This is a genomic window from Bradyrhizobium sp. BWC-3-1, assembly GCF_032917965.1.
Taxonomy (GTDB): domain Bacteria; phylum Pseudomonadota; class Alphaproteobacteria; order Rhizobiales; family Xanthobacteraceae; genus Bradyrhizobium; species Bradyrhizobium canariense_D.
Genome location: NZ_CP136625.1, coordinates 2,255,760 through 2,280,870 on the forward strand (window position 1 = coordinate 2,255,760; position 25,111 = coordinate 2,280,870).

General features: G+C 64.9%; 25 protein-coding genes. 17 read left to right on the forward strand and 8 right to left on the reverse strand.

Annotated elements, in window-relative coordinates; all coding sequences use genetic code 11:
* Window positions 1–6: 6 nt before the first annotated feature.
* Window positions 7–1,227, reverse strand: a complete 1,221-nt coding sequence (locus RX329_RS10970) for a helix-turn-helix domain-containing protein (protein ID WP_085385380.1) — start codon at window positions 1,225–1,227, stop codon at window positions 7–9.
* Window positions 1,228–1,374: 147 nt separating this feature from the next.
* Here RX329_RS10970 and RX329_RS10975 point away from each other — a divergent pair, with 147 nt between their 5' ends.
* Both RX329_RS10975 and RX329_RS10980 read left to right on the forward strand, forming a co-directional pair.
* The gene (locus RX329_RS10975) at window positions 1,375–2,169 is read left to right on the forward strand and encodes a DUF899 domain-containing protein (protein WP_317245874.1); all 795 of its coding nucleotides are present in this window, start codon (window positions 1,375–1,377) and stop codon (window positions 2,167–2,169) included.
* Complete coding sequence (locus tag RX329_RS10980; protein WP_039798961.1) at window positions 2,162–2,455, forward strand: hypothetical protein; 294 nt, start codon at window positions 2,162–2,164, stop codon at window positions 2,453–2,455. The genes RX329_RS10975 and RX329_RS10980 overlap by 8 nt, the downstream gene beginning before the upstream one ends.
* Here the strand turns inward: RX329_RS10980 and RX329_RS10985 are convergent.
* A complete protein-coding gene (locus RX329_RS10985) occupies window positions 2,431–2,841 on the reverse strand; it encodes a c-type cytochrome (RefSeq protein WP_039799008.1) in 411 nt (136 codons plus the stop codon). The genes RX329_RS10980 and RX329_RS10985 overlap by 25 nt on opposite strands.
* Before the next feature lie 113 nt (window positions 2,842–2,954).
* Window positions 2,955–3,662: a L,D-transpeptidase gene (locus RX329_RS10990; RefSeq protein WP_085385382.1), complete on the reverse strand. Its 708-nt coding sequence runs from the start codon at window positions 3,660–3,662 to the stop codon at window positions 2,955–2,957.
* Between the two features lie 273 nt (window positions 3,663–3,935).
* On the opposite strand from RX329_RS10990, the gene RX329_RS10995 reads away from it, so the two are divergent.
* The 3 genes from RX329_RS10995 (at window position 3,936) to RX329_RS11005 (ending at window position 6,492) form a co-directional block, all read left to right on the forward strand.
* Window positions 3,936–4,988 (forward strand): glycosyltransferase family 4 protein, encoded by a 1,053-nt coding sequence (locus RX329_RS10995; RefSeq protein WP_085385383.1) that lies wholly within the window; start codon window positions 3,936–3,938, stop codon window positions 4,986–4,988.
* A gap of 30 nt (window positions 4,989–5,018) precedes the next feature.
* A complete protein-coding gene (locus RX329_RS11000; protein WP_085349115.1) occupies window positions 5,019–5,708 on the forward strand; it encodes a class I SAM-dependent methyltransferase in 690 nt (229 codons plus the stop codon).
* A gap of 124 nt (window positions 5,709–5,832) precedes the next feature.
* Window positions 5,833–6,492, forward strand: a complete 660-nt coding sequence (locus RX329_RS11005) for a hypothetical protein (protein ID WP_085349114.1) — start codon at window positions 5,833–5,835, stop codon at window positions 6,490–6,492.
* A gap of 221 nt (window positions 6,493–6,713) precedes the next feature.
* Here RX329_RS11005 and RX329_RS11010 read toward each other — a convergent pair whose 3' ends face one another.
* Window positions 6,714–8,378 (reverse strand): aminotransferase class III-fold pyridoxal phosphate-dependent enzyme, encoded by a 1,665-nt coding sequence (locus RX329_RS11010; RefSeq protein ID WP_085385384.1) that lies wholly within the window; start codon window positions 8,376–8,378, stop codon window positions 6,714–6,716.
* A 35-nt stretch (window positions 8,379–8,413) separates the two neighbouring features.
* Here RX329_RS11010 and asd point away from each other — a divergent pair, with 35 nt between their 5' ends.
* Window positions 8,414–9,277: an archaetidylserine decarboxylase gene (gene asd, locus RX329_RS11015; RefSeq protein WP_317245875.1), complete on the forward strand. Its 864-nt coding sequence runs from the start codon at window positions 8,414–8,416 to the stop codon at window positions 9,275–9,277.
* A gap of 67 nt (window positions 9,278–9,344) precedes the next feature.
* The gene (locus RX329_RS11020; protein WP_085385385.1) at window positions 9,345–9,911 is read left to right on the forward strand and encodes an NUDIX hydrolase; all 567 of its coding nucleotides are present in this window, start codon (window positions 9,345–9,347) and stop codon (window positions 9,909–9,911) included.
* A 189-nt stretch (window positions 9,912–10,100) separates the two neighbouring features.
* On the opposite strand, the gene RX329_RS11025 is transcribed toward RX329_RS11020, so the two are convergent.
* Both RX329_RS11025 and RX329_RS11030 read right to left on the reverse strand, forming a co-directional pair.
* Window positions 10,101–11,519: a FecR domain-containing protein gene (locus RX329_RS11025; protein WP_085385425.1), complete on the reverse strand. Its 1,419-nt coding sequence runs from the start codon at window positions 11,517–11,519 to the stop codon at window positions 10,101–10,103.
* A 319-nt stretch (window positions 11,520–11,838) separates the two neighbouring features.
* Window positions 11,839–12,609 carry a DUF2147 domain-containing protein gene (locus tag RX329_RS11030; RefSeq protein ID WP_018454209.1) on the reverse strand — a complete coding sequence of 257 codons (771 nt, stop codon included), beginning with the start codon at window positions 12,607–12,609 and terminating at the stop codon, window positions 11,839–11,841.
* Between the two features lie 193 nt (window positions 12,610–12,802).
* Between RX329_RS11030 and RX329_RS11035 the strand changes: the two genes are divergently transcribed.
* The 9 genes from RX329_RS11035 to RX329_RS11075 all read left to right on the forward strand — a co-directional run bounded on the left by RX329_RS11035 (window position 12,803) and on the right by RX329_RS11075 (window position 22,356).
* Entirely contained in the window at window positions 12,803–13,651 is an 849-nt protein-coding gene (locus RX329_RS11035; RefSeq protein ID WP_085385426.1) for a DUF2147 domain-containing protein, read from the forward strand.
* Window positions 13,652–13,956: 305 nt separating this feature from the next.
* Complete coding sequence (locus RX329_RS11040) at window positions 13,957–15,162, forward strand: extensin family protein (RefSeq protein ID WP_085385386.1); 1,206 nt, start codon at window positions 13,957–13,959, stop codon at window positions 15,160–15,162.
* 319 nt (window positions 15,163–15,481) lie between these two features.
* Window positions 15,482–16,780 carry a M20 family metallopeptidase gene (locus RX329_RS11045; RefSeq protein ID WP_085349107.1) on the forward strand — a complete coding sequence of 433 codons (1,299 nt, stop codon included), beginning with the start codon at window positions 15,482–15,484 and terminating at the stop codon, window positions 16,778–16,780.
* A complete protein-coding gene (locus RX329_RS11050; RefSeq protein WP_085385387.1) occupies window positions 16,777–17,616 on the forward strand; it encodes an ABC transporter permease in 840 nt (279 codons plus the stop codon). The genes RX329_RS11045 and RX329_RS11050 overlap by 4 nt, the downstream gene beginning before the upstream one ends.
* A gap of 29 nt (window positions 17,617–17,645) precedes the next feature.
* A complete protein-coding gene (locus tag RX329_RS11055) occupies window positions 17,646–18,653 on the forward strand; it encodes an ABC transporter substrate-binding protein (protein ID WP_026232686.1) in 1,008 nt (335 codons plus the stop codon).
* A gap of 62 nt (window positions 18,654–18,715) precedes the next feature.
* Window positions 18,716–20,110 (forward strand): amidase family protein, encoded by a 1,395-nt coding sequence (locus tag RX329_RS11060; protein ID WP_085385388.1) that lies wholly within the window; start codon window positions 18,716–18,718, stop codon window positions 20,108–20,110.
* A gap of 32 nt (window positions 20,111–20,142) precedes the next feature.
* On the forward strand, window positions 20,143–20,883 hold the full coding sequence (locus RX329_RS11065) for a Crp/Fnr family transcriptional regulator (RefSeq protein ID WP_085385389.1): 741 nt from the start codon (window positions 20,143–20,145) through the stop codon (window positions 20,881–20,883).
* A gap of 271 nt (window positions 20,884–21,154) precedes the next feature.
* Window positions 21,155–21,343, forward strand: a complete 189-nt coding sequence (locus RX329_RS11070; protein WP_085385390.1) for a hypothetical protein — start codon at window positions 21,155–21,157, stop codon at window positions 21,341–21,343.
* Between the two features lie 227 nt (window positions 21,344–21,570).
* Window positions 21,571–22,356, forward strand: a complete 786-nt coding sequence (locus RX329_RS11075; protein ID WP_085385391.1) for a potassium channel family protein — start codon at window positions 21,571–21,573, stop codon at window positions 22,354–22,356.
* A gap of 208 nt (window positions 22,357–22,564) precedes the next feature.
* On the opposite strand, the gene RX329_RS11080 is transcribed toward RX329_RS11075, so the two are convergent.
* Both RX329_RS11080 and RX329_RS11085 read right to left on the reverse strand, forming a co-directional pair.
* The gene (locus tag RX329_RS11080) at window positions 22,565–22,906 is read right to left on the reverse strand and encodes a DUF6665 family protein (protein ID WP_085385392.1); all 342 of its coding nucleotides are present in this window, start codon (window positions 22,904–22,906) and stop codon (window positions 22,565–22,567) included.
* Window positions 22,907–22,959: 53 nt separating this feature from the next.
* Window positions 22,960–23,595 (reverse strand): TetR/AcrR family transcriptional regulator, encoded by a 636-nt coding sequence (locus RX329_RS11085; protein WP_085385393.1) that lies wholly within the window; start codon window positions 23,593–23,595, stop codon window positions 22,960–22,962.
* 193 nt (window positions 23,596–23,788) lie between these two features.
* Here RX329_RS11085 and RX329_RS11090 point away from each other — a divergent pair, with 193 nt between their 5' ends.
* Complete coding sequence (locus RX329_RS11090) at window positions 23,789–25,105, forward strand: HlyD family secretion protein (RefSeq protein WP_085349099.1); 1,317 nt, start codon at window positions 23,789–23,791, stop codon at window positions 25,103–25,105.
* Window positions 25,106–25,111: the final 6 nt, after the last annotated feature.

Genomic DNA, 25,111 nt, shown 5'->3' on the forward strand with positions numbered 1-25,111 from the left:
CCCACTTTACGTCTTCATGAGCGGTCCGGGGAGTAACAAGCCTGTCGGGAAACCCGGCACGGGCGGCGTCATCCAGCGCCGCGCCCGTCCGTGTCCGAAGGACTGCACCTTGTTCGATCGCGCCAGCTCTTCGAGGGCCCGTTGCACGGTGCGCGCGCTCGTTCCCAGCGCCAGCGCGAGCGCCGAACTCGACCAGGGCTCGCCATCAGAGAGGAAGGCGAGCACATTGGCGTGCTTCTCCTCGACGGGCCGTGCGAGGACGAGAACCTGCCGCGTGTTGCGCGGCGTCAGCGCAAAACCTTGCCTGGTCGCGCTGACGTCGGCCAGAGGCTTGAGCTTGGTGCGGAGCCGCCCGATTTCGACGCGCAGCCGGGCGCGATGCGATTCATCGACGTGCCTTGCCTGAAACGCTCCCGTGATCAACCCTTCCCGCGAGACATCGGCCGGCCAGGCCTGCGCCAGGATGCGCGCGAGTGCGAACAGCACCGGCCGCGTTCCGAGCGGCACGAGGATGCCTCGCCTGCGAACCGCGTGATGGAACGTGTCCACCACGAGCGCCTCCGATGTCACGAGGTCCTCGACCTCCTCGAGCAGTAGCGGCCGTTCGTGCCCGCGCGTGATCAAGCGCGCTGCGGGCGTGTCGAGCACGCGGCTCGTGCCTTCGACCTCGGCCGCAAGCGCGGGAATGCCGGCCTGTCGTGCTGCGCTCGCCGCGCGCCCGAGCGCCGCGCGCGCGTCTTTCGTTCTGAGCCGCCGGATCGCGATGCCGGCAATCACGAGTTCGCGGCCGACCTGCGCAGCCGGGGGCAGCGGCGTGGACTTGATGTCGGCCAGCGTGCGTTCGGCCTCGTCAAGGCGCCCGAGAAGGAGAAGTCGGCGCGCCTCGATGTGACCCGCATGGGCCGCGTTGGCGAGGTCACCGTGGCTTGCGAGCGTCGCCCGCGCGGCCACGAGCGTGTTGGCCGGCCAATTCAGGTCGCGCGAGACGAGTGCGATCTCGGCCTCCGCGACGACGCATCTTGCCCGCGCGACCGCCTCTCTCGGGCCGAAGGCACGTGCGGCGCTGCGCAGCAGCGTCTTCGCCTTGGCGAGATCGCCGAGTTGCGCCATCGCGATGCCGCGCAGCGCCAGCGAAGGTGCATCGTTGCGCAGCGCAACGCGGTTCAGCGCGCCGAGCGGATCGCCGGCTTGGAGCGCGCGCGCCGCGGCCGTGATCAGCGACTCCATTCAAATCCCGCCACACTTGTTACTCCCACCACGCAACCGTCCGGTGCGAGAGATCGTTGACGGCCGACAATGTGCGGCGAGGGGCGAGCGGTTCCGCATCTTGCATAGCGAGATACGGAACGGCCGCCCGGGAAAAGTTGGAGAGCCATGATGACATCAGCTGACAACGCAGGAAATAACGGACAAGCCGCCATGCAAACACCGCCGGTGGTGTCGCCGCAGGACTGGGAGGCCGCCCGTCAGCAACTGCTCGTGAAGGAAAAGGCGCATACCCGTGCCCGCGATGCCCTGGCGGCCGAGCGCCGGCGCATGCCGTGGATGGAAGTGACCAAAACCTATGCGTTCGAGGGGCCGGGCGGCAAGGTCAGTCTGCACGACCTGTTCCAGGGCCGGCGGCAGCTGATCGTCTACCGTGCGTTCTTCGAGCCGGGCGTGTTCGGCTGGCCGGATCATGCCTGCCGCGGCTGCTCCATGGTGGCCGACCAGGTCGCGCATGTCGCGCACCTCAATGCCCGCGACACCACGCTGGTGTTCGCCTCGCGCGCACCGCAGGCCGATATCAGCAGGCTGAAGCAGCGGATGGGCTGGACCATGCCATGGGTCACCGTCACCGACAGTTTCGATGCGGATTTCGGCGTCGACGAGTGGCACGGGACCAACGTGTTCTTCCGCGACGGCGACCGGATCTTCCGCACCTATTTCGTCAAGAGCCGGGGCGACGAGCAGATGGGCGGCACCTGGAATTACCTCGACATCACGCCGCTGGGACGGCAGGAGGTCTGGGAGCATTCGCCGAAAGGCTATCCGCAGACGCCGACCTACAAATGGTGGAACTGGCACGACAGCTACACCGAAGGTGCGGCGCCCGACAAGAGATGGGTCGAGATCTCGACCGCGGGCGAGAAGGCTTTTCGCGAGGAGGCGGCTGAAGGACGTGACTAGTCCCGTCAGCGCAATGGCCGGCGCGAGCCGCAACGGTGTGGTGGCTGCGCGCCACCTCGCCAGATGGTTGGGGCTGGCGGCGACGCCGACCTTCGCGATCATGGCCGTACTGACGGCCATGCTTGATGGCCCGGCGGACATGCTGTGTGGCTCCGGACATGGGGCGATGCTCGGCGGGATGGTGCCGATGTATCTGCTGATGAGCGCGTTTCATTCGGCGGCGTGGCTGAGGCTGATCGCAGATCGGCGGGGCCGGTGGCCCTACTGCGAAGCCGCCTGCAAATAGGCAACGATCTTGCCCGCTTCCTCCGCCGAGACGCCGCCATAGGGCTGCATCTTGTTGCCGGAGACGACCTCGTCCGGCTTGAGCATGAAGCGGGTGAGTTTGTCCTGGTCCCAGACGAAGCCGGCTTCCTTCATCGACGAAGAATAGTTGTAGTTCGGCAGCGCGCCGGCCTTGCGTCCGACGATTTTGTTGAGGTTGGGGCCCAGACGATTGTCGCCCTCTTTCACCGAGTGGCAGGTGCGGCAGGAATTGTTGAAGGCTTGCTGGGCTGCATCGTCGCTCCCCGGCTGCTGTGCGCGCGAGGTGGGCACGGTCAGCAGCAGTGCCACGGCGGCAGCGATCGCGCGCAGGCATTTGCCTTGCGGCGTTTGCGGACGTGATTGCATTCGCGCCTCCATCGGGGATCGCGCCGCAGCACGCGCGCGCATCGGTATGCAGAGGGCCAACGAAAACGGCCCCGGTGGGTTCCGGGGCCGCTTGCGTCACAATGTCCTGTCGCTTACCGCGTTGCGGCTCCGAGTTCTGCGCGGCGCTCCGTCATCGGCAGCACGATCACCTTGGTGCCGACGTTGACGCGGGAGTACAGGTCCGCGACATCGTCATTGGTCAGGCGGATGCAGCCGGAGGAGACGTGCTTGCCGATGGTGTCGGGTGCGTTGGTGCCGTGGATGCGGTAGATGGTGCCGCCGAGATACATGGCGCGGGCGCCGAGCGGATTGCCGGGACCGCCGGCCATGTGGCGCGGCAGATAGGGTTGGCGGGCGATCATCTCCGGCGGCGGGGTCCAATCCGGCCACTCCGCCTTCTTGGTCACCGACTGGGTGCCGGACCAGGTGAAACCGTCGCGGCCGACGCCGATGCCGTAGCGCATCGCCTGGCCATTGCCGAGCACGAGATAGAGATAGGTGTTGGGCGTATCGATGATGATGGTGCCCGGCGCCTCACGCGTCGCATAGGAGACGGTCTGGCGGCGGAAGCGGGCCGGCGTTTCGACCGCGTCCTGCTCCTCGGACGGCGCGGCCCGATAGGGCGTCGCTTGATAAGGCTGGTACGGCTGCGGCGCTGCGATCGGCGGCAGCGGCTGGAAGAAGGGGAAGAGCTGCACAGGCGCGGCCTTGGCCGGGCCGGCGAACGCGATCGCGGTGACAGCCACTGCGCCAAACGCAACGGCGCGCGAATAAGTCTTCAACGTCTCCAGATTGATCATCGGTCGCCCCTGTTTGCGCGGTGTTTCTTGGTCACCCGGCACCGTTGCGGTGCTCTGTTGCCTAGATCACTAACGGCAAGAAGTTTCGGGACGTTTGCGCGGAAAACCGAAAACGGTTTCATGGCGGAAAGGATTGTTTCATGACGGTTTCGTGGCTGCGCGGACCCGTTAACGAACAAAACAGCGGGCCGACACTTCCATGACGTCACACGCCTGAAATATCCGTGGTTGATGGTCCTAAGCCGAGAATCATAAAAATCTCGGGATTTCCCCATGCGGGTATTAATCGCGACTGACGCCTGGCATCCGCAGGTCAACGGTGTGGTGCGGACGCTGACCTCGCTGGCTGGCGCGGCCAAGGCATTGGATGTCGAGATCGACTTCCTGACGCCGGACGGCTTTCGGTCATGGCCGTTGCCGACCTATCCGGGGCTGCGCATTGCGCTGCCGAGCGGCAGGGAGATTGGGCGGCGGATCGAGAGGGCGGCGCCGGAGGCGCTGCACATCGCGACCGAAGGGCCGATCGGCTGGGCGGCGCGGGCTTATTGCCGTCGCAACCGGCTCGCCTTCACCACCTCCTACACCACGCGCTTTCCCGAATACGTCTCGGTGCGAACCGGCATCCCCGCGAGCGTCGGCTACGCCGTGCTGCGCCACTTCCACGATGCCGCCGTCATGACGATGGTCGCGACGCCCTCGCTGCGGCAGGAGCTGTCCGAGCGCGGTTTCAAGCGGCTCGGCTTCTGGACCCGCGGCGTGAACACCGAGCTGTTTCATCCGGACTCTCCAGCCAAGCTCGATCTGCCCGGGCCGATCTTCATGACGATGGGCCGCGTGGCGGTGGAGAAGAACCTCGAGGCTTTCCTCTCGCTCGACCTGCCCGGCACCAAGGTCGTCATCGGCGACGGTCCGCAGAAGGCCGGCCTTGAAAAGAAATTTCCCGACGTGGTCTTCCTCGGCGAGAAGAAGGGCGCTGACCTCACCGCGCACCTCGCCGCCGCTGACGTGTTCGTGTTTCCGAGCCTGACCGACACGTTCGGCGTGGTGCAGCTCGAAGCGCTCGCCTGCGGCACGCCGGTTGCGGCGTTTCCGGTGACGGGACCGAAGGACGTCATCGCAGATCATCCGATCGGCGCGATCGACCACGATTTGCGCGAAGCGTGCCTGCGCGCACTGACCATGTCGCGCGAGACCTGCCGCAACTTCGCGCTGGAGCGCTCCTGGGAAAACAGCGCGCGCCAATTCGTCGGCAACCTCACTTCACTTCAGCCCAGCCGCGTCTTGCGCGCCTCGCCTCGCATGGCGCGGCGGCCGGTGCGCGGCTGATCCCGTTCGACCACAGCGAGAACCTCATCGATGGCTAAGATCATGAACCTTGACGGCACCCAGCAGCTCGACCTCACCCGTGGCACGGTCGAGCAGGCCTATGATCGTTGGGCACCGGTCTACGACCTCGTGTTCGGAGGCGTGTTCGCAAAAGGCCGGCAGGCCGCGATCGCGGCCACCAACAAGATCGGCGGCCGGGTGCTCGAGGTCGGCGTCGGCACCGGCATCTCGCTGCCGCTCTACGCGCCGCATCTGCGCATCTTCGGCACCGACATCTCGGAGGCGATGCTCGACAAGGCGCGCCAGCGCGTCGTCGAGGGCGGCCTAGAGAACGTCGAAGGCCTCGCGGTGATGGATGCCGAGAAGCTCGAATTCCCCGACAACTCCTTCGACGTCGTGATGGCGCAATACGTCGTCACCGCCGTGCCGAATCCGGAAGTTGCGCTTGACGAATTCGCCCGCGTGCTGCGCCCGGGCGGGGAGCTGATCATCCTCACCCGCGTCAGCGCCGATACCGGCATGCGCCGCTTCATCGAGCAGAAGCTGCAGCCGGTGGTACGTCCGCTCGGTTTCCGCACCGCCGAGTTCGCCTGGTCGCGTTATGCCAAATGGCTGGCCGGTGCCGACGGCATCGAGCTCGCCGAGCGCCGCCTGATCCCGCCGCTCGGTCATTTCTCGCTGGTGCGATTCCGCAAGATCGACGTCGCCAAGGCGGCTTGATCCAAGCTCACGTAACCCGTGCGTCATCGCGCCGCTGCGCATCGTCACATGACAAAATGATGATGTCACACGGCCTACATCGAATCCCTGTAAATCCTGAACCCGAAAGCATTTGGGGGAGAGCATGATCAAGAACTATCTCGAGCAGCTGCGGATCCAGCGCTGGGACGACCATCGCTACTATCACCACAGCCGCATCAATCAGAGCCTGCACTTTGTCAGCGCGCTGAGCTTCCTGTTCGCCTATGTCTGGCTGTTCGTCGACCCCATGGTCTCCGCGCTGGTGGGCTGGCTGGTCTCGATGACCTCGCGCCAGGCCGGCCACTTCTTCTTCGAGCCGCATGGCTACGACCAGATCAACCAGGCGACGCACGAGCACAAGGAAGAGATCAAGGTCGGCTACAACCTTCGGCGCAAGGTGGTGCTGATGTCGATCTGGGCGCTGTCGCCGGTGGTGCTGTTGGTCGATCCGACTCTGTTCGGACTGTTCACGCCTTGGGCGGGCGCGACCGACTTCATGCGGCAAGTGGCCAAGATCTGGCTCGTCGTCGGCGGCGGCGGTCTCATGTTCCGCACGGTGCACCTGTTCTTCATCCGCGACGTCGAGACCGGTCTCGTCTGGATGACGAAGATCCTGACCGACCCCTTCCACGATTTGATGCTCTACCGCAACGCGCCGCTGGCGCTGATGCGTGGCGAGCTGATGGATCCCGGCCTGCATCTCAAGCCCGAGCACACGCTGGGCCTCATCGGTGAGCCCACGCTCGAAGAGCAGCACGCCTGAGCGCGCCGTTCTCACCAAGGCCTCCGATGTCTGATGGTTGCGTCATGCCCGGGCTCGTCCCGCCTGCGCGGCCGAAGCCGCTTCGGCGAGGCGAAGGCCCGGGCATCCACGTCTTGGAGGTCTCGCGCGGAGACGCGTGGCTGGCCGGGCATAGGCGAGCGGAAGCGACGCCGTCCTTCGGACGGCTGTGCCCGGCCATGACGCCGTTGGAGGAACCAGCCTCAGCGCCCGAAGCGCTTGGCCAGCATCTCTTTCAGGATCTGCCGCTTGATGGTCTTGTTGGTGAGGACGCCATCGTGCCACCAGAAGCCGTCGGCCTTCATCTTCTCGGCCGCGCGGACGAAACGCTCGGCGACCTCGGTGAAATCGGCGTCGGTGTAGTTCAGGCTGAAGATCAGCCTGCCGGTGCCGACCCAGCTCAAGGACAGGCCTTCAGCGCGCAGGTAATATTGCAGCATCCAGTTGTAGCGGGACGGCGTGGTGTATTTCACCGTCCAGATCGACGAGAAGTTTGCGAACCGCACCGGCAGGTCGGCATCGCTCATCATTTGGTTGAGCTTTTGCGCGCGGCCGTTCCAGGTCTCGTCCAGTCCGTCATAGACGGCGCGGAAATTCGGGCTGGCGAGCCGGCTCAGAAACTCGTCCATCGCCGTCATGACGTAGGGGTGCGAGTTGAAGGTGCCGCGGGCGAAGCAGACGTCGGCGGGGCGGTCGTCGCGGAAGCGGCGCATCAGCTCGCGTTTGCCGCAGACCACGCCGACCGGCAGGCCGCCGGCGAGGCTCTTGCCGTAGGTCACCATGTCGGCCTTGACGCCAAAGTATTCCTGGGCGCCGCCGGCAGCGAGACGGAAGCCGACGAAGACCTCGTCGAAGATCAGCACGATGTCGCGCTCAGTGCAGACCTCGCGCAGCTGCTTGAGCCATTCGGTGTAGGCCGCGCGGTCGAAATTACCGCCCCGGGAGGAATCGACCAGCGAGGAGTCGCCGGGCGCGTTGGCGTTCGGATGCAGGCCCTGCAGCGGATTGACCAGCACGCAGGCGATGTCCTTGCGCGTCCGCAGCACATGCAGCGTCTTCTCCGACATCTCGGCGAGGGTGTAGGTCTCGTGCGCAGGAATCGGATTGCCGACGCCGGGCTGCACGTCGCCCCACCAGCCGTGATAGGCGCCGGCGAAACGGACCAGATGCGTGCGCCTGGTGTGGTAGCGCGCGAGCCGCACTGCCTGCATCACGGCCTCGGTGCCGGACATATGGAAGGACACTTCGTCGAGGCCCGAGATCTGGCACAGCCGCGCCACGTTCTCGAGGATGATGGGATGGTAGGGTCCGAGCACCGGTCCGAGCGCGTGCGCCCGCTTCTCGGAGCCCTCGATGCACTCCTTGTAGAAGTCGTTGCCGAAGATGTTGACGCCGTAGGACCCCGTGAGGTCGTAGGAGGTGTTGCCGTCGACATCCGTAATGGTGACACCGCGCGACGACTCTACGAATGTCGAAGTGCCCAAATGCTCGCGGACGAGACGCGAGAACTGGAATGGCACGCGGTATGTTTCGGTGAAGTGCAGGTCGGAGATCTTTTCCGCCGCGTCCTTCGTCATCGCGCGGCCCTTGGGGTAGCGCTCGGCGTAGAGGCTTGCGAGGCGGAAGAAGCCGTCCCTGCGCAGGCCTGCGATGTTCGCCGGCGCGCCGTCGCAGGCGAAGTACGCATCGCCTTCGAATTCGTAGAACGGAAGCAGCTTTGCCACCCGGCGGGACATCTTGGAGTGCCCGGCGAGCGAGCGGTGCTTGGCGCGGGACAATTCGATCCGCGCCTTGATCTTCGGGAAGGCGGCGGCAGCGGACGCTGCGGCGGCCACGGACAAAGAAAGAATCGGGAGTGTCGTTTCCATGACAACAAGCGCTAATACTGTGAGCTGACAGATTCATGACAGTCAAAGCCCTCATCGCCTCTTTCACCCAGCAGGAAGACCTCAACTTCCTGTTGACCAACCGCATCCCGCGCGCCGCGTTGACCCGGTTCATGGGCTGGTTCTCCAAGATCGAGAACCCGCTGGTGCGGGACGGCTCCATCGCGCTGTGGAAGCTGTTCTCCGACCTCGATCTCACGGAGGCGCGCAAGACCCATTTCGGGAGCCTGCACGACTGCTTCACCCGGGAGCTCAAGCCTGGCTTGCGGCGCTTTGATCCGGACCCCTCCATTGTCGCCAGTCCGTCCGACGGCATCGTCGGCGCCCATGGCCGGATCGCCGATACCGAGCTGTTCCAGGTCAAGGGCGCGCCGTACTCGCTGCTCGATTTGCTCGGCGATTCCGTGCTGGTCAACCAGCACCGCAACGGCTCCTTCGTCACGCTGCGGCTGACCTCGAGCATGTATCACCGCTTCCACGCGCCCTTTGACGCGCATATCGAACGCGTCACGCTGATCCATGGCGATGTCTGGAACGTCAACCCGATCGCGCTGAAGCGGGTCGAGCGTCTGTTTTGCAAGAACGAGCGCGCGGTGATCCGCACGCATTTGTCCACCGGCGAAGCTGTGACGCTGGTGCCGGTCGCCGCGATCCTGGTGGCAAGCATCCGCCTGCACTTCCTCGACATGGTGCTGAATGCGCAGGCCAGGGGGCCGGTCAATTTTCCCTGCGACGTCAACGTGAGCAAGGGCGAGGAGCTCGGCTGGTTCGAGCACGGCTCGACCATCATCATTCTCGCGCCCGGCGATTTCACCTTCTGCGACGGCATCGCCGAAGGCACGCGCATTCGCGCAGGTCAAGCGTTGCTGAGAAAAAACTAGCCTTCAATCCGCCGCGGCGGCCGCTTATATCGTCGGTGGGGACGTTTCTACGACGACGGATGTGGTGATGGCACGGGCGCCGGTCATGGCGGCGGGTGGTATTGTGCTGCGGCGAGGTGCGCCGCCGCTGATTGCCGTCGTGCGCCAGCGCAAGCGCAACGAATGGGTTTTGCCCAAGGGCAAGCTCGACGACGGCGAGACGCCGAAGCAAGCTGCGCATCGCGAAGTGCGGGAAGAGACCGGCCACGACGTCGCCATCCACGAATTTTTGGGTACGCTCGTCTATCAGTCAGGTGGCCGCTCCAAGGTCGTGCATTTCTGGCGCATGGAGGCCGGGGGCGGTCCCGTCCGCAAGCTGATGAACGACATCAAGGTGGTCGACTGGCTGCCCCTGGAAGACGCGCTCGCGCGCCTGTCGCGCGAGTATGAGCGGGTGTTCCTGACCCAGGTTGGCCCGATTGCGCTCGCCGCGGCGGGGCTTACATCTTCGCCTGCGCCCGAGCCGCCACCGCTGGCGACCGACGATGTCGATGCGGCTTTGCAGACACTGACACCGGCTGAAGCAGGCTCGGTGGGCGAGTTGCGGCACGGTCTGTTGCAGAAGATGAAAGCCTGGCTACGCGGAGAGGCGTGAGTTTTCTTCACCTCGCCCCGCGTTGACGGTGCACCCTCGCCCCTTGTGGGAGAGGGTGGCTCGCCGCGAAGCGGCGAGGCGGGTGAGGGGTGTCTCTCCACGCGCGAAGCTGTCGCAATGGATTCGCGGTGAGAACCCCTCATCCAGCGCTTCGCGCCACCTTCTCCCACAAGGGGAGAAGGAAGAAAGTCATCGCCGCTCCTTCTCCTTCGGAACTGGAGCTGGCCTTCGCGGCGCTGCGGGGCGTTGTGCGGCGGGGAGGCGCTGCTGGAATCCGCCCGGGCGCTGCATGCCCGGCTGTTGAGCAGCGGGCGGCTGGCCGGGCTGCATGCCGGTGCGCGGAAGTTGCGGCTGCGGACCGGGCTGCTGTTGCGTGCCGCCCGGCTGCGGCGGCGCGACTCCGCCGGGCTGCGGCGGAATCTGCCCACCGCGCTGCGGCTGGTTTTGTGGCGTGCCGTTAGGCTGCGTGCCTTGCCCGATGCGCGGCGTACCTCCCGCCGGTCGCCGAGCGCCTTGCTGTTGCTGACCTTGACCCACGCGCGGCGCGCCTGGTTGCACTGCGCCGCCTTGGCCCTGCCGCTGTGGCTGGGCGCCTTGACGGCTTGGCGTGCCTGGCTGTTGCTGCCCTGGACGGTTGTTCTGACCGGGCTGGCCGTTCGGCCGCTGCGGCTGTTGCGGCTGTTGTCCTGGCGCCGTGTTCGGCCGCAATTGTTGCTGTTGCGGCGGCTGGAACGGCCGCGGAATGCGCGGGCTCGCGGTCGGATTGGCGCGGCGGAAGTCGCGCTGCTCGGTGACGATCTGCCGGCCCGTGGTTTGCGCCAGATGCACCTGGCTGACGAAGCCGCGGTCGCGCGCGATCTGCTGTGCGGGAATCGTGATCGGCACCGCGGCAAAGCGCATGACGCCGGCCGCGGCTGCGCCCGGCCGGATCGCAAAACCGCTCGCGCCTTGCGTCAGCGCGCCGAGCCGGGTCCCACTTGTGCGGTCGTCGACGTCGATGTGTCCGACCCGGCCATCGGCGTCGGGATAGAGCTTGATGTTGACGTTGTTGGTCTTGTTCGCGGCCGCGCCTTCCGGCACCTCGACCACGCCCGTGGTGCCGCGGATGCCGAGCGTGGCCGTCGGCGTCGTGATCTTCATGTCGCCGGTCTTTGCCACCGCCGCCGCGACGAAGGCGACCGTGCCCTTGCCTATGTCGAAGATGCCTGCGTTGTGCTTGCCGCCGTCCTCATAGACGTAAGTGTCGATGGTGATCTTCGTGCTGGCGGAGAGGTTGAACGTGGTCGCGTCGTCGAAGGTGATGCCGAGCGATGAGTTCGACGAAGTCTGCACGACGTCGTTGAGATAGATGTCGTCGCGCCCGCGCAGCGGATAGGAATTTTTGTCGCGGATCACGGTCGCGATGCCCGTCACCGTCGCAACGTTGCCGATCGGCTCGACGGCAGCGGGCTGCGCCTCGGTCGCGGGAGCGGGTGAAGCCGATGGCGTCGGCGAAGGGGCGGGCGACGGCTGCGCTTCTAGCTGCGCCTGCGCAAGCTCGATCGCATCGAATCCGAACGCAACGCTCGCGCCGGCCGGCGGCGACGCCAGCAGCACAAGCGCGAACATGAAGCGCCGCCAGGCCACGGTAAGAGTCACGAAGAATCCCGGTGAGAGATCGACCGATATCAGCCGCGTACAGCTGAACGGCGGATGAATGTCTATCGCACGGAGGCGGTGAACGTTCAAACGGTACGCGATGCTAGCTTGCGGCCAAGCCTCTCCACCGTCATGGCCGGGCTTGCCCCGGCCATCCACGCCTTGAAGCGCGGGACTAAGAACGTGGATGCCCGGGCCTTCGCCTCGCCGAAGCGGCTTCGGCCGCGCAGGCGGGACAAGCCCGGGCATGACGAAGAATGTGCATGTGTTGGAGACGACGCCTGCGGCGTCAGCTCACGCGCTTCCAGGTCTGGCCGCCGCAGAACATGCCGCCGAAGGCGCAGCCCTGCACGCGCATTGCATTCGGGCCCTTCATCGCGATCGTCGAGTCGTAATTGCGGCCGGAGTCGGGATCGTGGATACGGCCGCTCCACTTCGCGCCGTCGGGCTTCATGTTGATCAGGATGCGCTCGTTGGTCTTTGCGGCGTAGCCGCAGAGATTGACGCCGCACTGTTCGACGCGGACATTGCCCTTGTTCTCTTCGGTGGCCCAGACGCCGATCGGTGTGTTGGCAACCGCGACAGGCGCGGCGGGCACCGGGGCCGGAGCAACCGCGACCGGCGCGGGCGCAGGAGCGGGAGCCGCAACGGGCGCGGTCTGCGTCGTGGCGTCGTAACCGACGGACGGAACAGCGGCAACCGTCGTGCTCGGTGCTGCGATAGCGGGCGCTGCCGGCGCAGTCGCCTGCACCGGGGGCTGCTGCACGGGATGCTGCTGCACCGGAGCCGGCGCGGGCTGCGCGGTCGTGGCAGGAGCCGGCGTGGTGTCGACGTCATCGTCTTTGGAGCCAAGGCCCTTGAGGTTGATGTTGTTCAGCTTGATCGGCTTGTCCGAGAGGCCCGGCGCGACGATGGTCACGCAATTGAGCGAGGCGCAGTTGCGTGGCGTCTCGATGCGGATGTTCTGGCCTTCGATCTGGAACGAGATCGCATTGCCGGCATGCGCGGCGGCGGTGGACGCGAGGAAGAGGGCGGTGGCGGCGATGGTGAGCTTGTTCATGACAACCTCCGAAGATGTGTGGTCCCGATGGGACTGAAGTCGCGGGTGGATGAAGCGTGGTTCGACCCTACGCCGGGCTGGCCGGACGTTCTGTGATAGACGTCACAACGGCTCGCCGCGGCTGGGTGACGCAGCGCACATTCGGTCGCGATTCCATTTGCGTAACGTCGTCGCCACACAGAGGGAGGCGCCGATGACGCGGCTTGTGACTTCGCTTGGCACATTGATCGCGCTGCTGGCGATTGCGCCCGCAGCCGAGGCCGGGTCTTACGCGTTCTCGATTGGCGGTCATCGATTTCAGGTCGAGGCGCCCAGGGATTGCCGATCGGCTTCCTGTGTCTCGGTTTCCTCCCATCGCAGCTTTCGGCCTGACGTCGACACGACGCCAGCCCCTGCGCCGGTGCTTCCGCCGCCGCAGCCGCTCTATCCCGTGGCTCCGGTCAGGCCAGCGCAAGCGATTGCGGTCGCGCCTGCGACGGCGCAGACGGCTCCTGTCCTTGCCTCAACGACCTCGCAGCCAATTGTCCTGCCGCAGGCGCCAAGCTCCAATCCGCCACGGGTGGAGCTACCGCAGACGGATCCGCCGAAGACCGTCGCGCTCGATCCGCCGCGCATGGAGGCACCCGTCGTCGCGCCAAGGCCGCAGCTCGAGCAGACCGTGACGAGCCCTGAGCGCGGCGACGACGAACTCTCCTATTTGCCGCTCGGCGAATGGGAGAGCGCAGGCGCCAAGGGCACGGTCCGCATCGAACGCTGCGGTCCTGCACTGTGCGGCTTCGCGCTGACTGAAGCATCGACCAGGGGCGAGAGCGTGCTCGTCAACATGAAGCCGAAAACGCACGACGTCTGGACCGGCAACATCTACAGCCGCTCCAGCGGCAGTACCTATTATGCGAGGATGACGCTGAAGAGCTCCGGCAAGCTTCACGTCGAAGCCTGCGCACTGGGCCATTTCTGGTGTTCCGGCAACGACTGGACGCGAGCCGAAGAGCGGCCGGAGAAGCTGATCACGACGTCGCGGCAGTGGAGCGCGCGGTCGTAAGGGAAGCGTTCGATACCTCCGGCTGAAGCCGCTAGATCATGCCTAGCACGATGGCACCGACAAAGGCCATGGCGAGGTACGCGGTGATAACGCTCAGTCTCCCGGCGAACGTCATGAGGTCGCTCCCGCTGTCGCGCCGCCTTGCGCGAGAGGATCATGGTTAACAGAGAGTCTCTTTTCGAAAAAGTCAGCCTTGCTGTCGCTCGTCACCGGCAGCGCTCCTGCTGGCGCCGGCCGACATGGTTAAAGAACACTGAAATCAACACGTTGAAGAGTCTTTAAGTAAATTCACCGAACGTGCGTGCATGACGCGCGGAGTTCGTTTGTATCTCGTCGGCTCCATCGTCCTTGTTTCGTTAGCGGGTTGCGGACGCGGCGTCTTCCAGGCCGAACGTGAACCGTGGCGGGCCGAGGCCGAAGCCGCATGCCTGAAATCAGGCGCGGTGAAAGAAGGGCCGGATCTCGTCCGCATCGACCCGATTTCCGGGCCGGGCATGTGCGGCGCGGAGTTTCCGCTCAAGGTCGCCGCCCTCGGCGAAGGCTCGAGCAGTTACGGCTTTGCCGATGAGGATTTGCGACCACCCGGGAGCATCGGCAACCAGCCGCGCTGGCCGGTGACGCAGCCCCGATCGAATTACCCGCAGAGCCAGAACTATCCGGCATCGTCCTATCCGCAACGCTCAAACTATCCCGAGACCGCGGTGCGCCAGCCCTCCGGCTATGGCGCTTCCCCTGGTCCAATGCCTCTGAATGCGCCCGGTGTGGCGCAGCAGGAAGACGAGATCGATCTGCCGCCTGAGGGCACCGATGCCGCAGGCGCGTCGCGCTACATGAATGCGCCGAGCTATCCGGCGCGGCCGGCGCCCTACTCGCAGGCGCCCGCGCAGCAACCGCCGCCGCGTCTTGGTCCGGCACAGGGCAATCCCGTCACCGCCGTCGGCCCTGTTGCGATCAAGCCGGTTGCGACGCTGGCCTGTCCGATCGTGTCCGAGCTCGACCGCTGGCTTGCCGACACCGTGCAGCCCTCGGCGATGCGCTGGTTCGGCAGCCGCGTCGCGGAGATCAAGCAGATCTCCGCCTATTCCTGCCGCGGCATGAACGGCAATTCGCATGCCCATATTTCCGAGCACGCCTTCGGCAATGCGCTCGACATCGCCGCCTTCGTGCTCGCCGACGGCCGCCGCGTCACCGTGAAGGATGGCTGGCGCGGCATGCCGGAAGAGCAGGGATTCTTGCGCGACGTGCAGTCGGGCGCGTGCGTGCATTTCACCACGGTGCTGGCGCCGGGCTCGAACGTCTATCATTACGATCACATCCACGTCGATCTGATGCGCCGGGCCAGCCGCCGCCTGATCTGCCAGCCCGCCGCCGTTTCCGGCGAAGAGGTCGCCGCGCGCGCGGGCGGGCGCAATCCCTATGCGAATGCGCGCGATCCCTCCGTGACCGGCTCGCTCGGTACGCGCAAGAGCATGGCGCGAAAACACGAAGAGGACGAGTACGCCGACGATTGAGGATTGCGCGTGGAGCCAGCCTGGATGGAGCGAAGCGCAATCCAGGCAAGGCGTTCCCGCATTCAGCTTCGCTCCATGCAGGCTACGCCCCCACGCCGGACGGCCTCGCGCTGACCCCAGCCTGTTCAGCCGGCGTCGCGACTTCAGCAGAGCGCAGCTCGGGCGCAAAAATTTGCGCACCCGCAATTCCTGCCTAAGCTGTTGAAATTAAAGACACAGTTGTGCCGCGGCCGGCATTTCCGGTAGTTGGCACGGTCGCTGCAATGAGGAGGCTGCCACGAAGCGGCGCTGCCGGCGCCGTGAGCCAGCGGATCCCGTCATGCAGATGCCTGTCACCCCTCCTTATTCGGATCTCGAACAGCGCGTGCTGTCGCGCATCACGGAGGAGCGCTGGCTTGAACTCGCGTCCGAGCTGATCCGCACCGGCCAGCCCCGTTCCGGCAATCCGCTGGATCCCGATTTGCCGCCCGCCGAGGAAGAGGCGATCTCGATGCTGGTCGCGGGCAAGCTCGAAGCGCTCGGCATGGAGGTCACCAAGCACAGCGCGCAGCCGCACCGGCCGAACGTGCTCGGCGTGCTCAAGGGACGGGACGGCGCCCCCTCGCTCATTCTCAACGACCATCTCGACACCTATCCTGCCGTCGAGCCCGAGAAATGGCACATGACGGATTTCGATCCGTTCAAGGCGACGCGCCACGGCGATCTGCTCTATGCGCGCGGCACGTCCGACACGCGCGGAAACCTCGCTGCATCCTTGCTCGCAGTGCAGGCCCTGACCGAAGCGGGCGTGAAGTTCGATGGCACCTTGATGTGCTGCTACACCGTCGATGAGGAGCGGAACGGCACCGAGGGCTCCATCTACATGCTGAACAAGGTCGGCCTGACCGCCGACTACGAGATCACCGCCGAGCCGACCGCCTGGGGTGACGTCAACAAGGACTGGGGCATGAACCTGTCGGTGGCCAATTCCGGCCACTGCCTGATCGAGCTCACCGTTCACGGCATCAAGTCGCACATCTGGCGGCCGGACATCAGCGTCAACGCCATCATGGAAGCGGCAAAGCTGTTGCCGAAACTGAAGGACATGGCGTTCACGCATGTCCCCAGCAAGTTCATGGGACATACGCCGCCCTGCTGCGCCGTGGTGCGCATTCGGTCCGGCCTGCCTGGCGAGATGCAGTTCTCGCCGGATGCCTGCACCATCACGCTTGCCGTGGTCGGCATCGTGCCCGGCATGACGCTGTCGAGCGTGATTGCGGATATCGAGCGTCTCGGACGGGACACTTTTGGGGGCGTGAACGACGTCAAGGTGGAGGTGCGCCAGGTGCCGGGCTCGCTGTTCGTCAACGCCACCGAACCGGTGCCAATCGAGGAGGAGCCCTGCCGCTCCCTCCGCGCGGTTTACCGGCGTCTGATGGGCCGCGAGCCCGGGGTCAACCGCAAGAATGCCTTCAACGACACGATCCGCTTCCGCGAAGCTGGAATCAATGCGGTGACGTTCGGTCCCGGAGAAGACGGCTGGGCCGTCGACAACGAGAACATCTCGATCACCAAGTCGGTGATGGCGACGCGGATCTACGCGCTGACCATCATGCAGATCCTGGGAGTGCGGACATGAGCGTCGAGGCGACCCACATGACGATTCCAATCTCGCCGGATCGCACCCGACGCGGCAGCTTCCGGCTGCGGCTTCCGAAGGTCTCGCGATCGGTGCTGCTCTCGACGCTGACCGTGGCCGTGCTGCTGGCCGGCTGGGCCATCGTCACGGAGATGGGCTGGGCCAACGAGCTGTTCCTGCCGAAGCCGCAGGCGGTCTGGGCCGCGTTCGTCAAGACGATCACGAAGGGATATCAGGGCGCGACCCTGCTTCAGCATCTCGGCGCAAGCCTCTATCGCATCCTCACGGCCTTCACGCTGGCCTGCCTGATCGGCATCCCGCTCGGCGTCCTCATGGGCGTGTCGCGCAACGCGCGCGCGCTGCTCAATCCGCTGATCGAGTTCTACCGGCCACTGCCGCCGCTCGGACTTTATACGCTGCTGGTGATGTGGCTCGGCATCGGTGAGAGCTCGAAGCTGTCGCTGCTGTTTCTTGCCGGTTTGCCGGGCATCGTCATCTCGACCATCCAGGCCGTCACCAGCGTGGACCCGGTCTATGTGCGCGCCGCCCAGTCGCTCGGCGCGACCCGGCGCCATTTGCTGTTTCACGTCTATTTGCCGGCGGCGGGACCGCTGATTCTCGCCGGCATGCGCATCTCGCTCGGTTTCACCTACACCGTTCTCGTCGCCGCCGAAATCGTCGCGGCCTCCGCCGGCATCGGCTGGATGATCTGGGACGCCGCAAAGTTCCTGCTGTCCGACGTCGTGATCATGGGGCTGATCGTGCTCGGTCTCACCGGCGTCGTGCTCGACCTCATGATGCGCGGCATCGCGAAACTGTTGATGCCGTGGGCCTGAATCCAATTCTGATCGTAGGGGAGACCTCCATGAAGAGACTGATTGCGACGCTCGCGGTAACCACGTTGGCGCTCACGGCCGCAGTCCGCGCCGAGGACAAGCCGGCGAAGGTGACCGTCGGCTATCTGAACCTGGTGAATGCGCAACTGGTCACCAAGCATCTTGGCCTGCTCGCCAAGGAGATGCCGGGCGTCGACATCAAATACGTCAAGATCGGCGGCGGCGGCGACATGCTGCGCGCGATCGCCGGCAGCGACGTCGACTTCGGCGGCCTCGGCAACCCGCCGACCGCGATCGGCGCGACGCGCTCCCTGCCGATCAAGGGCATCCTGGTGATCAACATGCTCGACTACGTCGAGTCGATGGTGGTCCGCGCCGACAAGAACATCACCTCGCTCAAGGACCTCAAGGGCAAGACGGTGGCGGCGCCGTTCGGCTCCACGACGCACTACCTCCTGCTCCAGGCGCTCAAGGAGGAGGGTGTCGATCCCGCCTCGATGAAGATTCTGGACCTCGCGCCGTCGGACATCGCGGCGGCCTGGCTTCGCGGCGACATCGACGCGGCCTGGTTCTGGGAGCCGAATCTCGGCAAGGCCGTGAAGAACGGCGGCAAGATCCTCGTCACCTCGGGCGAGATGGCCAAGCGCGGCTACCCGACCTGGGACATCGGCGTCGTCATGAATGCGTTCGCGGAGAAGTATCCATCCTACGTCGACAAGTTCATCAAGGCCGAATGCGAAGGCATCGATTTCTGGCTGAAGAACCCGGAGAAGACTGCCGAAATCATCGCGGAAGAGCTTTCGCTGCCTCTCGAGGACGCGCAGCGAATGATGAAGGGCACCGGGATGATCCCCTGCAGCACGCAGCTCACGGAGGAGTATCTCGGCACATCCGCGAAAAAGGGCAAGTTCGTCGACACGCTGATCTCGACCGCCGATTTCCTGGTGAAGCAGGAGCGCTTGCCGAAGCTGCTGCCGCGCGCCGACTTCGAAGCCTTCATCCAGCCCGCCTATCTGGAGAAGGTGATCGGCCGCTAGGGTCGGTGCCGGCGGGCTTGCCTCGCCGGCACATTGTCAATTCCTGCAAGCACGTGACCGACATGAATCTCGCACCTCGCCACCTCCGCGCCGCCTATCGCCGCGGCGAGCTCAAGCCGTCCGATGTCGCCGCGCACGTGTTGTCGCGCCTCGATGACGCCGACCAGAGCGGCGTCTGGATCTCGACGGCAAATCCCGAAAGCGTCATGGCAACGGCGTGCGCGCTCGATGCCCGCATTGGCGAGATCGGCGAGCTGCCGCTCTACGGCCTCGTGTTCTCGGTCAAGGATTGTATCGATGTGGCCGACGAGCAGACCACCTCGGCCTGCCCGGAATTCGCCCACACCGCGAAAGACACGAGCCCGGTTGTTGCCGACGCCATCGCCGCCGGCGCGATCTATCTCGGCAAAACCAATATGGATCAGTTCGCGACCGGCCTCGTCGGCGTGCGCTCGCCCTATGGCATCGCCCGCAACCCGCACAACCCCGACTACATCCCCGGCGGCTCCAGCTCGGGCGCAGCGGTATCGGTCGCGACGGGCACCTCGTCCTTTGCGTTCGGCACCGATACCGGCGGATCGGGCAGGGTGCCGGCGTCCTATTGTGGCGTGACCGGCTTCAAGCCGGCGCCCGGCGCCTTCAGTCAGCGCGGCATGGTCTACGCGTGCCGTAGTTTCGATACCATCTCGCTCTACACGCGCGATCCCCGCGATGGCCACGAGATCTATCGCGTGTTGGCGCGGCGCGATGTCGAGGACTGTTTCTCACCGGTGGATTTCGCCGGATGGACGGAGCAGGCATCTCCGGCGCGGCCGCTCAACATCGCAACGCCGCGTCCGGATCAGCTCAGGTTCTTCGGCAATGCGGAGACGGAGGCGCTGTTCGGCGATGGACTCCGCAAGCTGCGGCAGCTCGATCTGTCGGTCGCATTGGTCGATTTCGCGCCGTTCATTTCGGTCAACGATTTGATGTTTTTCGGACCTTTCCTCGCCGAGCGGGACGTCTCGGTTGGCGCATTCCTCGACGCCAACCCGGAGGCGGGCGTGAAGATCGTGCGCGACCTCGTCATCGGCAGCCGCAAGTTCACGGCGGCCGACGCCTATCGTGCGCTCTACAAGGTCAAGGAGGTCCAGCGGTCGCTGCGCGATTTCTGGCAAGTTCATGATGCGCTGGTCGTGCCGACGGTCGGCACCGTGCTGAGCATCGACGACGTCGCGCGCGATCCGCTGACGGCCAACTTCAACAACGGCTATTACACCAACTACGCCAACCCGCTTGGGCTGGCCGCCATCGCCGTTCCAAACGCCGTCACCGTAGCCGGCGTGCCCTATGGCATCACGTTCCTGGCGCCGGCCGGCCGGGAGCGCCTGCTCACCGATCTGGCTTGCGCTTTCATGGGGGCTTCGGCCGAGCCAGAACATCTGCGCCGCGTTGCAATCCGAGCGGAGACCTCCTAGCCTTCGAGCCGTCACTCGAAGGGAGACCGATCGTGGGGCGCAGCGATGCGCATGAGGTGGCCGATCCAGCTGAGCCGCGCGCCGAACTGCCACGGCCCGGGACCGGACGTTATGTGCTGAAGGCGTTGGACAAGCCCGATCTGGAGCTGGTGATGCGAACCGGCAGGCTCGCGACCTACCAGAACCGCGAATATCTGCTGCGGGAGGGCGAGCCCGCAAACGGCATCCACATCATCCTGAACGGGATCGTCGAAAGCACCCATGCCGGCACGCAGGGGCGCGAACTGATGCTGTCGACCTGGGAGGCCGGCGACTTCGTCGGCGCGCCCTATATCCTCGGCGATCACCGCCACAGCTGGTCGGCCCGCGCGCTCGGGCGCGTCGAAGCACTGCATCTCGACCAGGATGCGGTCCGCCGGTTGATCGCGCAGTCGCCGCCGTTCGCAGTCGCGCTGATCGAGTGCCTCGGCTTCAAGGGCGAGACCTATTCGATGCTGGCGCAGACGCTGGCCGGGCAGAAGGCGGCGGAACGGTTGGTGCTGCTGCTGGTCAAGCTGTGCGAGAACGCGGCCCAGGACGAGAGCGGCCCGATATCGCTCGGCCGCATCACGCAGGCCAATCTCGCGCGCATGATCGGCGCGACGCGCCAGTCGATCAGCCTGATCCTCAGCCGCCTCCAGGACGACGGCATCATCTGGACCGGCCCGACCAAGATGGTCGTCAACGATCTCGCCGCGCTCCGCAAGCAGGTAGCAGTAGGCGTGGACCAGTAGGGTCAGCTTACCGACGCAACGGAAGTCTCCGCCTTGAGCATGATGAGCGCCTGTGACCGGAGCGCACGTGCTGTTTGTAATCTTCGATAGTCCTTTAGCGCACAGGGACTGCGCGGCTCGTCTGACATCAGCTTTGGGCCAGCAAACGCACTAGCTTCAACCGAACTGGAACAATCTCCAAGCGATCCGGTTGAAGTTTGTTATGGCCAATCTGGGACAGGCACGGATTAGTCCTGGAGAAGCGTGTTGTTTATCAGGAAAGGTGCTTCACATGGATGACGAACGAAAATCATCAAAAGCTGGGGAACGCGCCGCTGAAGGCCTGCGCGAGGCGGCTGCTAAGGACGAAGCGAAAAACGAGAGCAAGACGGGACACGATTTAGCGAAGGGCGCTGACCGCTTCGAAGAACGCTCCAAAAGCTCGGATGGAAGAAGCGCGGAAGAGAAACAAAAAGGGTGAATGTCTACAGCAGATCCGGCGCTGCGTTTCAGTGGAAGAAAGCAGGCGAACTTGTAGCCGATAGCATCGAGGTTGTGCCGACGACAATCCATCCCGGTAACAGCCACCTGACGCTGGTGCTGCGGACTGTCACGGAAGCGTCAACTAGCTCGAACTCGTCGCACTGACTTAGATCTCCCAGGGTGCGAGGGTTGTCCCAGCTGCAATCATCTGTGCAAACTGCGAGCATGGCAGCTGTGAACCACACCTCCCTGAGAAGCCGCGTCCGTCGCCTCTACGAGGGTACAACGCCCAGCGCCGTTGGTTTCCGCTATGCTTTGCTCGCGTTTGATGTTGTGACCATACTGTTCATCATCGGGACGTCGTTCCTGCACCCCAGTGAGATCATCGAAACCTTCGACCTGCTATTCGGCGCAATGATATTGGCCGATTTTTCAGCACGGCTACTCGCCCACCGGCATCCGCTTCGAAAGTTTGGCCGCCTCTCGACATGGGCTGACATGGTCGCCATCGTTTCATTCCTGGCGCCCCTCGCTGGCGAGGCTGGCGGCTTTCTGCGGATTTTGCGGACACTGGGACTGCTTCGTGACTACCAGATGCTCGCCAGGTTGCGCATGGATTCCTCATTCTTCCGTCGCAACGAGGAGGTCATCTTTGCCGTCACCAATCTTGCGGTTTTCATATTTGTCATGACGGGGATAGTCTACGAGACCCAGAAGTTTCGTAACGATCAGATTCGGAATTATGCTGACGCGCTGTATTTCACTGTGACCGCGCTGACGACGACTGGATTTGGCGATATCACCTTGCCAGGCACAATAGGTCGTTTGATAACCGTCGTGATCATGATTTTCGGCGTAACCCTGTTCTTCAATCTTGCGCGCGCATTGTTGAGTCCGAACAAGGTCAGATTTCCTTGCCCAACTTGCGGACTGCAGCGGCATGAGAGCGATGCCGTGCATTGCAAAGCATGCGGCGCTGTTCTCAATATTCCCGATGAAGGTTTGGCGTAGCTGTTGCTACCTCGGCGATCGAAACGTATTGCCATCATCAGGAGCGGTGCCGAAGCGGCCGTTCGGAGTGGATGGCGTTTTCGGTCGTGGGGGCCCGCTCGCGAGGCGCCCGCACATGATAGAGCTTTTGGCCTCTTTCTAGGCCCTTGCATCCATCGTAATCATCGCCGTGGTAACGGCCTTGTCTAGCGCCAGGCACCGTAGAAAATCACTTTCGAGCCGGCTTCGACGCTGCCGGCACCAGCCCCATGCAGCACTGCACCTCGGCCGGGACATTGTAGGTCCGCATGATGTGGCGGCTGTCGCGCAAGCCGGATGCCTCACGCTGCACCACCAACATCCAGAGCGCGTGGCCGGCTTCCATCACCAGCTTGCGTCGGGCCGGCTGCATCGCGGCCGGCACCTCGGGGAGGGCATGGGCGGCGTCGAACTCGCGCAGGCGCGCCAGCGCCTGTTCGAGCGTGCGGCCCATCCGTCCGAGCGCGGAGGCCTGTTCCTGGACAATCTCGTAATGGAGGATATCGACGGGCGGGCGGAGATCACGGGACATGAGCCCGAATATAATGCCGCCGGAGCGGCCTGCAACGCAGGCCCGACTTGCCGCTACTTCGCCCCGTACGCCGCGAGGAACATCCGCGTCGCGCTGTCGACGACTTCGCTCATGCGCTCTTCCGACGGTGCGGGCGCGGCCTGGAAGACGAAGGGCAGGAACAGCGAGGCCTTGCACAGTTCCATGAACTGCGACGCCGCCAGATCGCAATCGTCGATTTCGAGATCGCCGGCGGCGGCGTGGGCTTTGAGATAGTCGGAGAGGCGGTTGATCGACTTGTCCAGCACCCGCGCATAGTAGCGGCGGCCGAGATCGGGCATTCGCTCGGCGATCGCCATCACGGTGCGGATCGCCGATCCGCCGCCGGGCCGGCACAGCAGACGGTTGTAGGCCCGGCCGAAATCCTTCAGCGTGGTTTCAACATCGCGTGCCGGATCGAAATTGAACGCGACCTGACCGTGCTGGAGCGCCTCCTGTTCGAGGATCGCTTCGAACAGCGCGCATTTGTCGGCGAAGTAGACGTAAAGCGTGCCCTTGGAGACCTGCGCCGCGCGGGCGATCTCGCCCATGCTGGCACCGTCAAACCCGAGATCCATGAACACCTTGCGGGCCCCGTCCAGGATCTGGCGGCGTTTGGAGCTGTCCTCCTCCTGGACGACGTGGAGATGTTCGCGGCCGGCTACAACCATTGGTTCAGGGTCTCGGAAAGTTTTTGCATCGGTCCAAGGTGATGAAACCGAAATAAAGGATTCGGGCCGGTAGGGTCCGTTCGGGTATTATCTATATTGACCGAACCGTTCGGTCAATGATATTTGGGATGGGTGAGAGGGAACCGGCCGTAGGGCGGGTTGTCCCTCATCGCGCTTTTTTGGGGAGGCCTCCATGGCCGTAGTGAGAGACCAGGCTGCGCGCGTCCTTCGCCCGGACGCCGTGGAGACGCCGGCGCCCGCGGGTGGTGACGCTGCCACCGAGACGTCTGTGGCTCTCGCCGAGCAGTTGCGCTCTCATGTGGCCGAGGAAACCAAGCGCCGTCCCAGCGAGGCGCCGGAGAAGCCCGTGACCGACAAGCCGGCCGCAGCCCCAGACGCGCCCGCCGCCGGCGCGCCGAAGTCCGGCAAGCGCAAATTCGTGATGATGGGAGTAGGCCTCGTGCTGGCGCTCGCGGCCGCGAGCTATGCCGGCTACTACACGCTGGTCGGCCGCTTCTACGTCGCGACCGACGACGCCTATGTCCGCGCCAACAACACCATGCTGGGCGCGCGCGTGGCTGGCCACGTCTCCTCGATCCTCGCCGGCGACAACACGACGGTGCGCGCTGGCGACATCGTCTTCCGCATCGACGACGGCGACTACAGGATCGCCGTCGACGCCGCCGCGACCAGGATCGCGACCCAGCAGGCCACCATCGATCGCATCGGCCGCCAGGTCGCGGCGCTCGACAGCCAGGTCGCGCAGGCCAAGGCGCAACTCGTCTCCGCCGAAGCCGGCCTCAAGCGCGCCGACCTCGATTATGAGCGCCAGCAGGCGCTGAGCAACAAGGGTTTTGCCTCGCGCGCCACCTTCGAAAGCTCCGAAGCCGGACGCGACCAGGGCGCTGCCGCGGTCAAGGCCGCGCAGGCCGCCTACGATGTCGCGCTCAGCAATGTCGACGTCGCCAAGGCGCAGCAAGCCGAAGCGCAGGCGCAGCTCGCCGAGCTCAAGACCACGCTGGCCAAGGCCGAGCGCGATCTCGCTTTCACCGCGGTGCGCGCGCCGGTCGACGGCACGTTCTCGAACCGCCTCGTCAGTGCCGGCGATTTCGTCGCGGTTGGCCAGCGGCTCGGCAACGTCGTGCCGCTCGATCACGTCTATATCGACGCCAATTTCAAGGAGACCCAGCTCAAGCGCATCCGCCCCGGCCAGCCTGTGACGATCAAGGTCGATGCCTACGGCATGCGCAAGTTCTCCGGTGTCGTCGACAGCATCGCAGCGGGCGCGGGCTCGGTGTTCACGCTGCTGCCGCCTGACAATGCCACCGGCAACTTCACCAAGATCGTGCAGCGCGTGCCGGTCCGCATCCGCGTGCCGAAGTCGGTCGCGAAGCAAAACCTGCTCCGCGCCGGCATGTCGGTCACTGCAACGGTCGACACCAACAAGGGCGCGGCCGACGCCGACAGCGAGGTCGATCTCGACGACGCCACCATGATCCATCCGCAGTAGCGCGCC

What these genes read in the sequence shown, in the direction of transcription:
- RX329_RS10970 (WP_085385380.1), bottom strand. Translation starts at nt 1,227, where the DNA reads ATGGAGTCGCTGATCACGGCCGCGGCGCGCGCGCTCCAAGCCGGCGAT.
- RX329_RS10975 (WP_317245874.1), top strand. Translation starts at nt 1,375, where the DNA reads ATGATGACATCAGCTGACAACGCAGGAAATAACGGACAAGCCGCCATG.
- RX329_RS10985 (WP_039799008.1), bottom strand. Translation starts at nt 2,841, where the DNA reads ATGCAATCACGTCCGCAAACGCCGCAAGGCAAATGCCTGCGCGCGATC.
- RX329_RS10990 (WP_085385382.1), bottom strand. Translation starts at nt 3,662, where the DNA reads ATGATCAATCTGGAGACGTTGAAGACTTATTCGCGCGCCGTTGCGTTT.
- RX329_RS10995 (WP_085385383.1), top strand. Translation starts at nt 3,936, where the DNA reads ATGCGGGTATTAATCGCGACTGACGCCTGGCATCCGCAGGTCAACGGT.
- RX329_RS11000 (WP_085349115.1), top strand. Translation starts at nt 5,019, where the DNA reads ATGGCTAAGATCATGAACCTTGACGGCACCCAGCAGCTCGACCTCACC.
- RX329_RS11005 (WP_085349114.1), top strand. Translation starts at nt 5,833, where the DNA reads ATGATCAAGAACTATCTCGAGCAGCTGCGGATCCAGCGCTGGGACGAC.
- RX329_RS11010 (WP_085385384.1), bottom strand. Translation starts at nt 8,378, where the DNA reads ATGGAAACGACACTCCCGATTCTTTCTTTGTCCGTGGCCGCCGCAGCG.
- asd (WP_317245875.1), top strand. Translation starts at nt 8,414, where the DNA reads ATGACAGTCAAAGCCCTCATCGCCTCTTTCACCCAGCAGGAAGACCTC.
- RX329_RS11020 (WP_085385385.1), top strand. Translation starts at nt 9,345, where the DNA reads ATGGCACGGGCGCCGGTCATGGCGGCGGGTGGTATTGTGCTGCGGCGA.
- RX329_RS11025 (WP_085385425.1), bottom strand. Translation starts at nt 11,519, where the DNA reads ATGTTCGCGCTTGTGCTGCTGGCGTCGCCGCCGGCCGGCGCGAGCGTT.
- RX329_RS11030 (WP_018454209.1), bottom strand. Translation starts at nt 12,609, where the DNA reads ATGAACAAGCTCACCATCGCCGCCACCGCCCTCTTCCTCGCGTCCACC.
- RX329_RS11035 (WP_085385426.1), top strand. Translation starts at nt 12,803, where the DNA reads ATGACGCGGCTTGTGACTTCGCTTGGCACATTGATCGCGCTGCTGGCG.
- RX329_RS11040 (WP_085385386.1), top strand. Translation starts at nt 13,957, where the DNA reads ATGACGCGCGGAGTTCGTTTGTATCTCGTCGGCTCCATCGTCCTTGTT.
- RX329_RS11045 (WP_085349107.1), top strand. Translation starts at nt 15,482, where the DNA reads ATGCAGATGCCTGTCACCCCTCCTTATTCGGATCTCGAACAGCGCGTG.
- RX329_RS11050 (WP_085385387.1), top strand. Translation starts at nt 16,777, where the DNA reads ATGAGCGTCGAGGCGACCCACATGACGATTCCAATCTCGCCGGATCGC.
- RX329_RS11055 (WP_026232686.1), top strand. Translation starts at nt 17,646, where the DNA reads ATGAAGAGACTGATTGCGACGCTCGCGGTAACCACGTTGGCGCTCACG.
- RX329_RS11060 (WP_085385388.1), top strand. Translation starts at nt 18,716, where the DNA reads ATGAATCTCGCACCTCGCCACCTCCGCGCCGCCTATCGCCGCGGCGAG.
- RX329_RS11070 (WP_085385390.1), top strand. Translation starts at nt 21,155, where the DNA reads ATGGATGACGAACGAAAATCATCAAAAGCTGGGGAACGCGCCGCTGAA.
- RX329_RS11075 (WP_085385391.1), top strand. Translation starts at nt 21,571, where the DNA reads ATGGCAGCTGTGAACCACACCTCCCTGAGAAGCCGCGTCCGTCGCCTC.
- RX329_RS11080 (WP_085385392.1), bottom strand. Translation starts at nt 22,906, where the DNA reads ATGTCCCGTGATCTCCGCCCGCCCGTCGATATCCTCCATTACGAGATT.
- RX329_RS11085 (WP_085385393.1), bottom strand. Translation starts at nt 23,595, where the DNA reads ATGGTTGTAGCCGGCCGCGAACATCTCCACGTCGTCCAGGAGGAGGAC.
- RX329_RS11090 (WP_085349099.1), top strand. Translation starts at nt 23,789, where the DNA reads ATGGCCGTAGTGAGAGACCAGGCTGCGCGCGTCCTTCGCCCGGACGCC.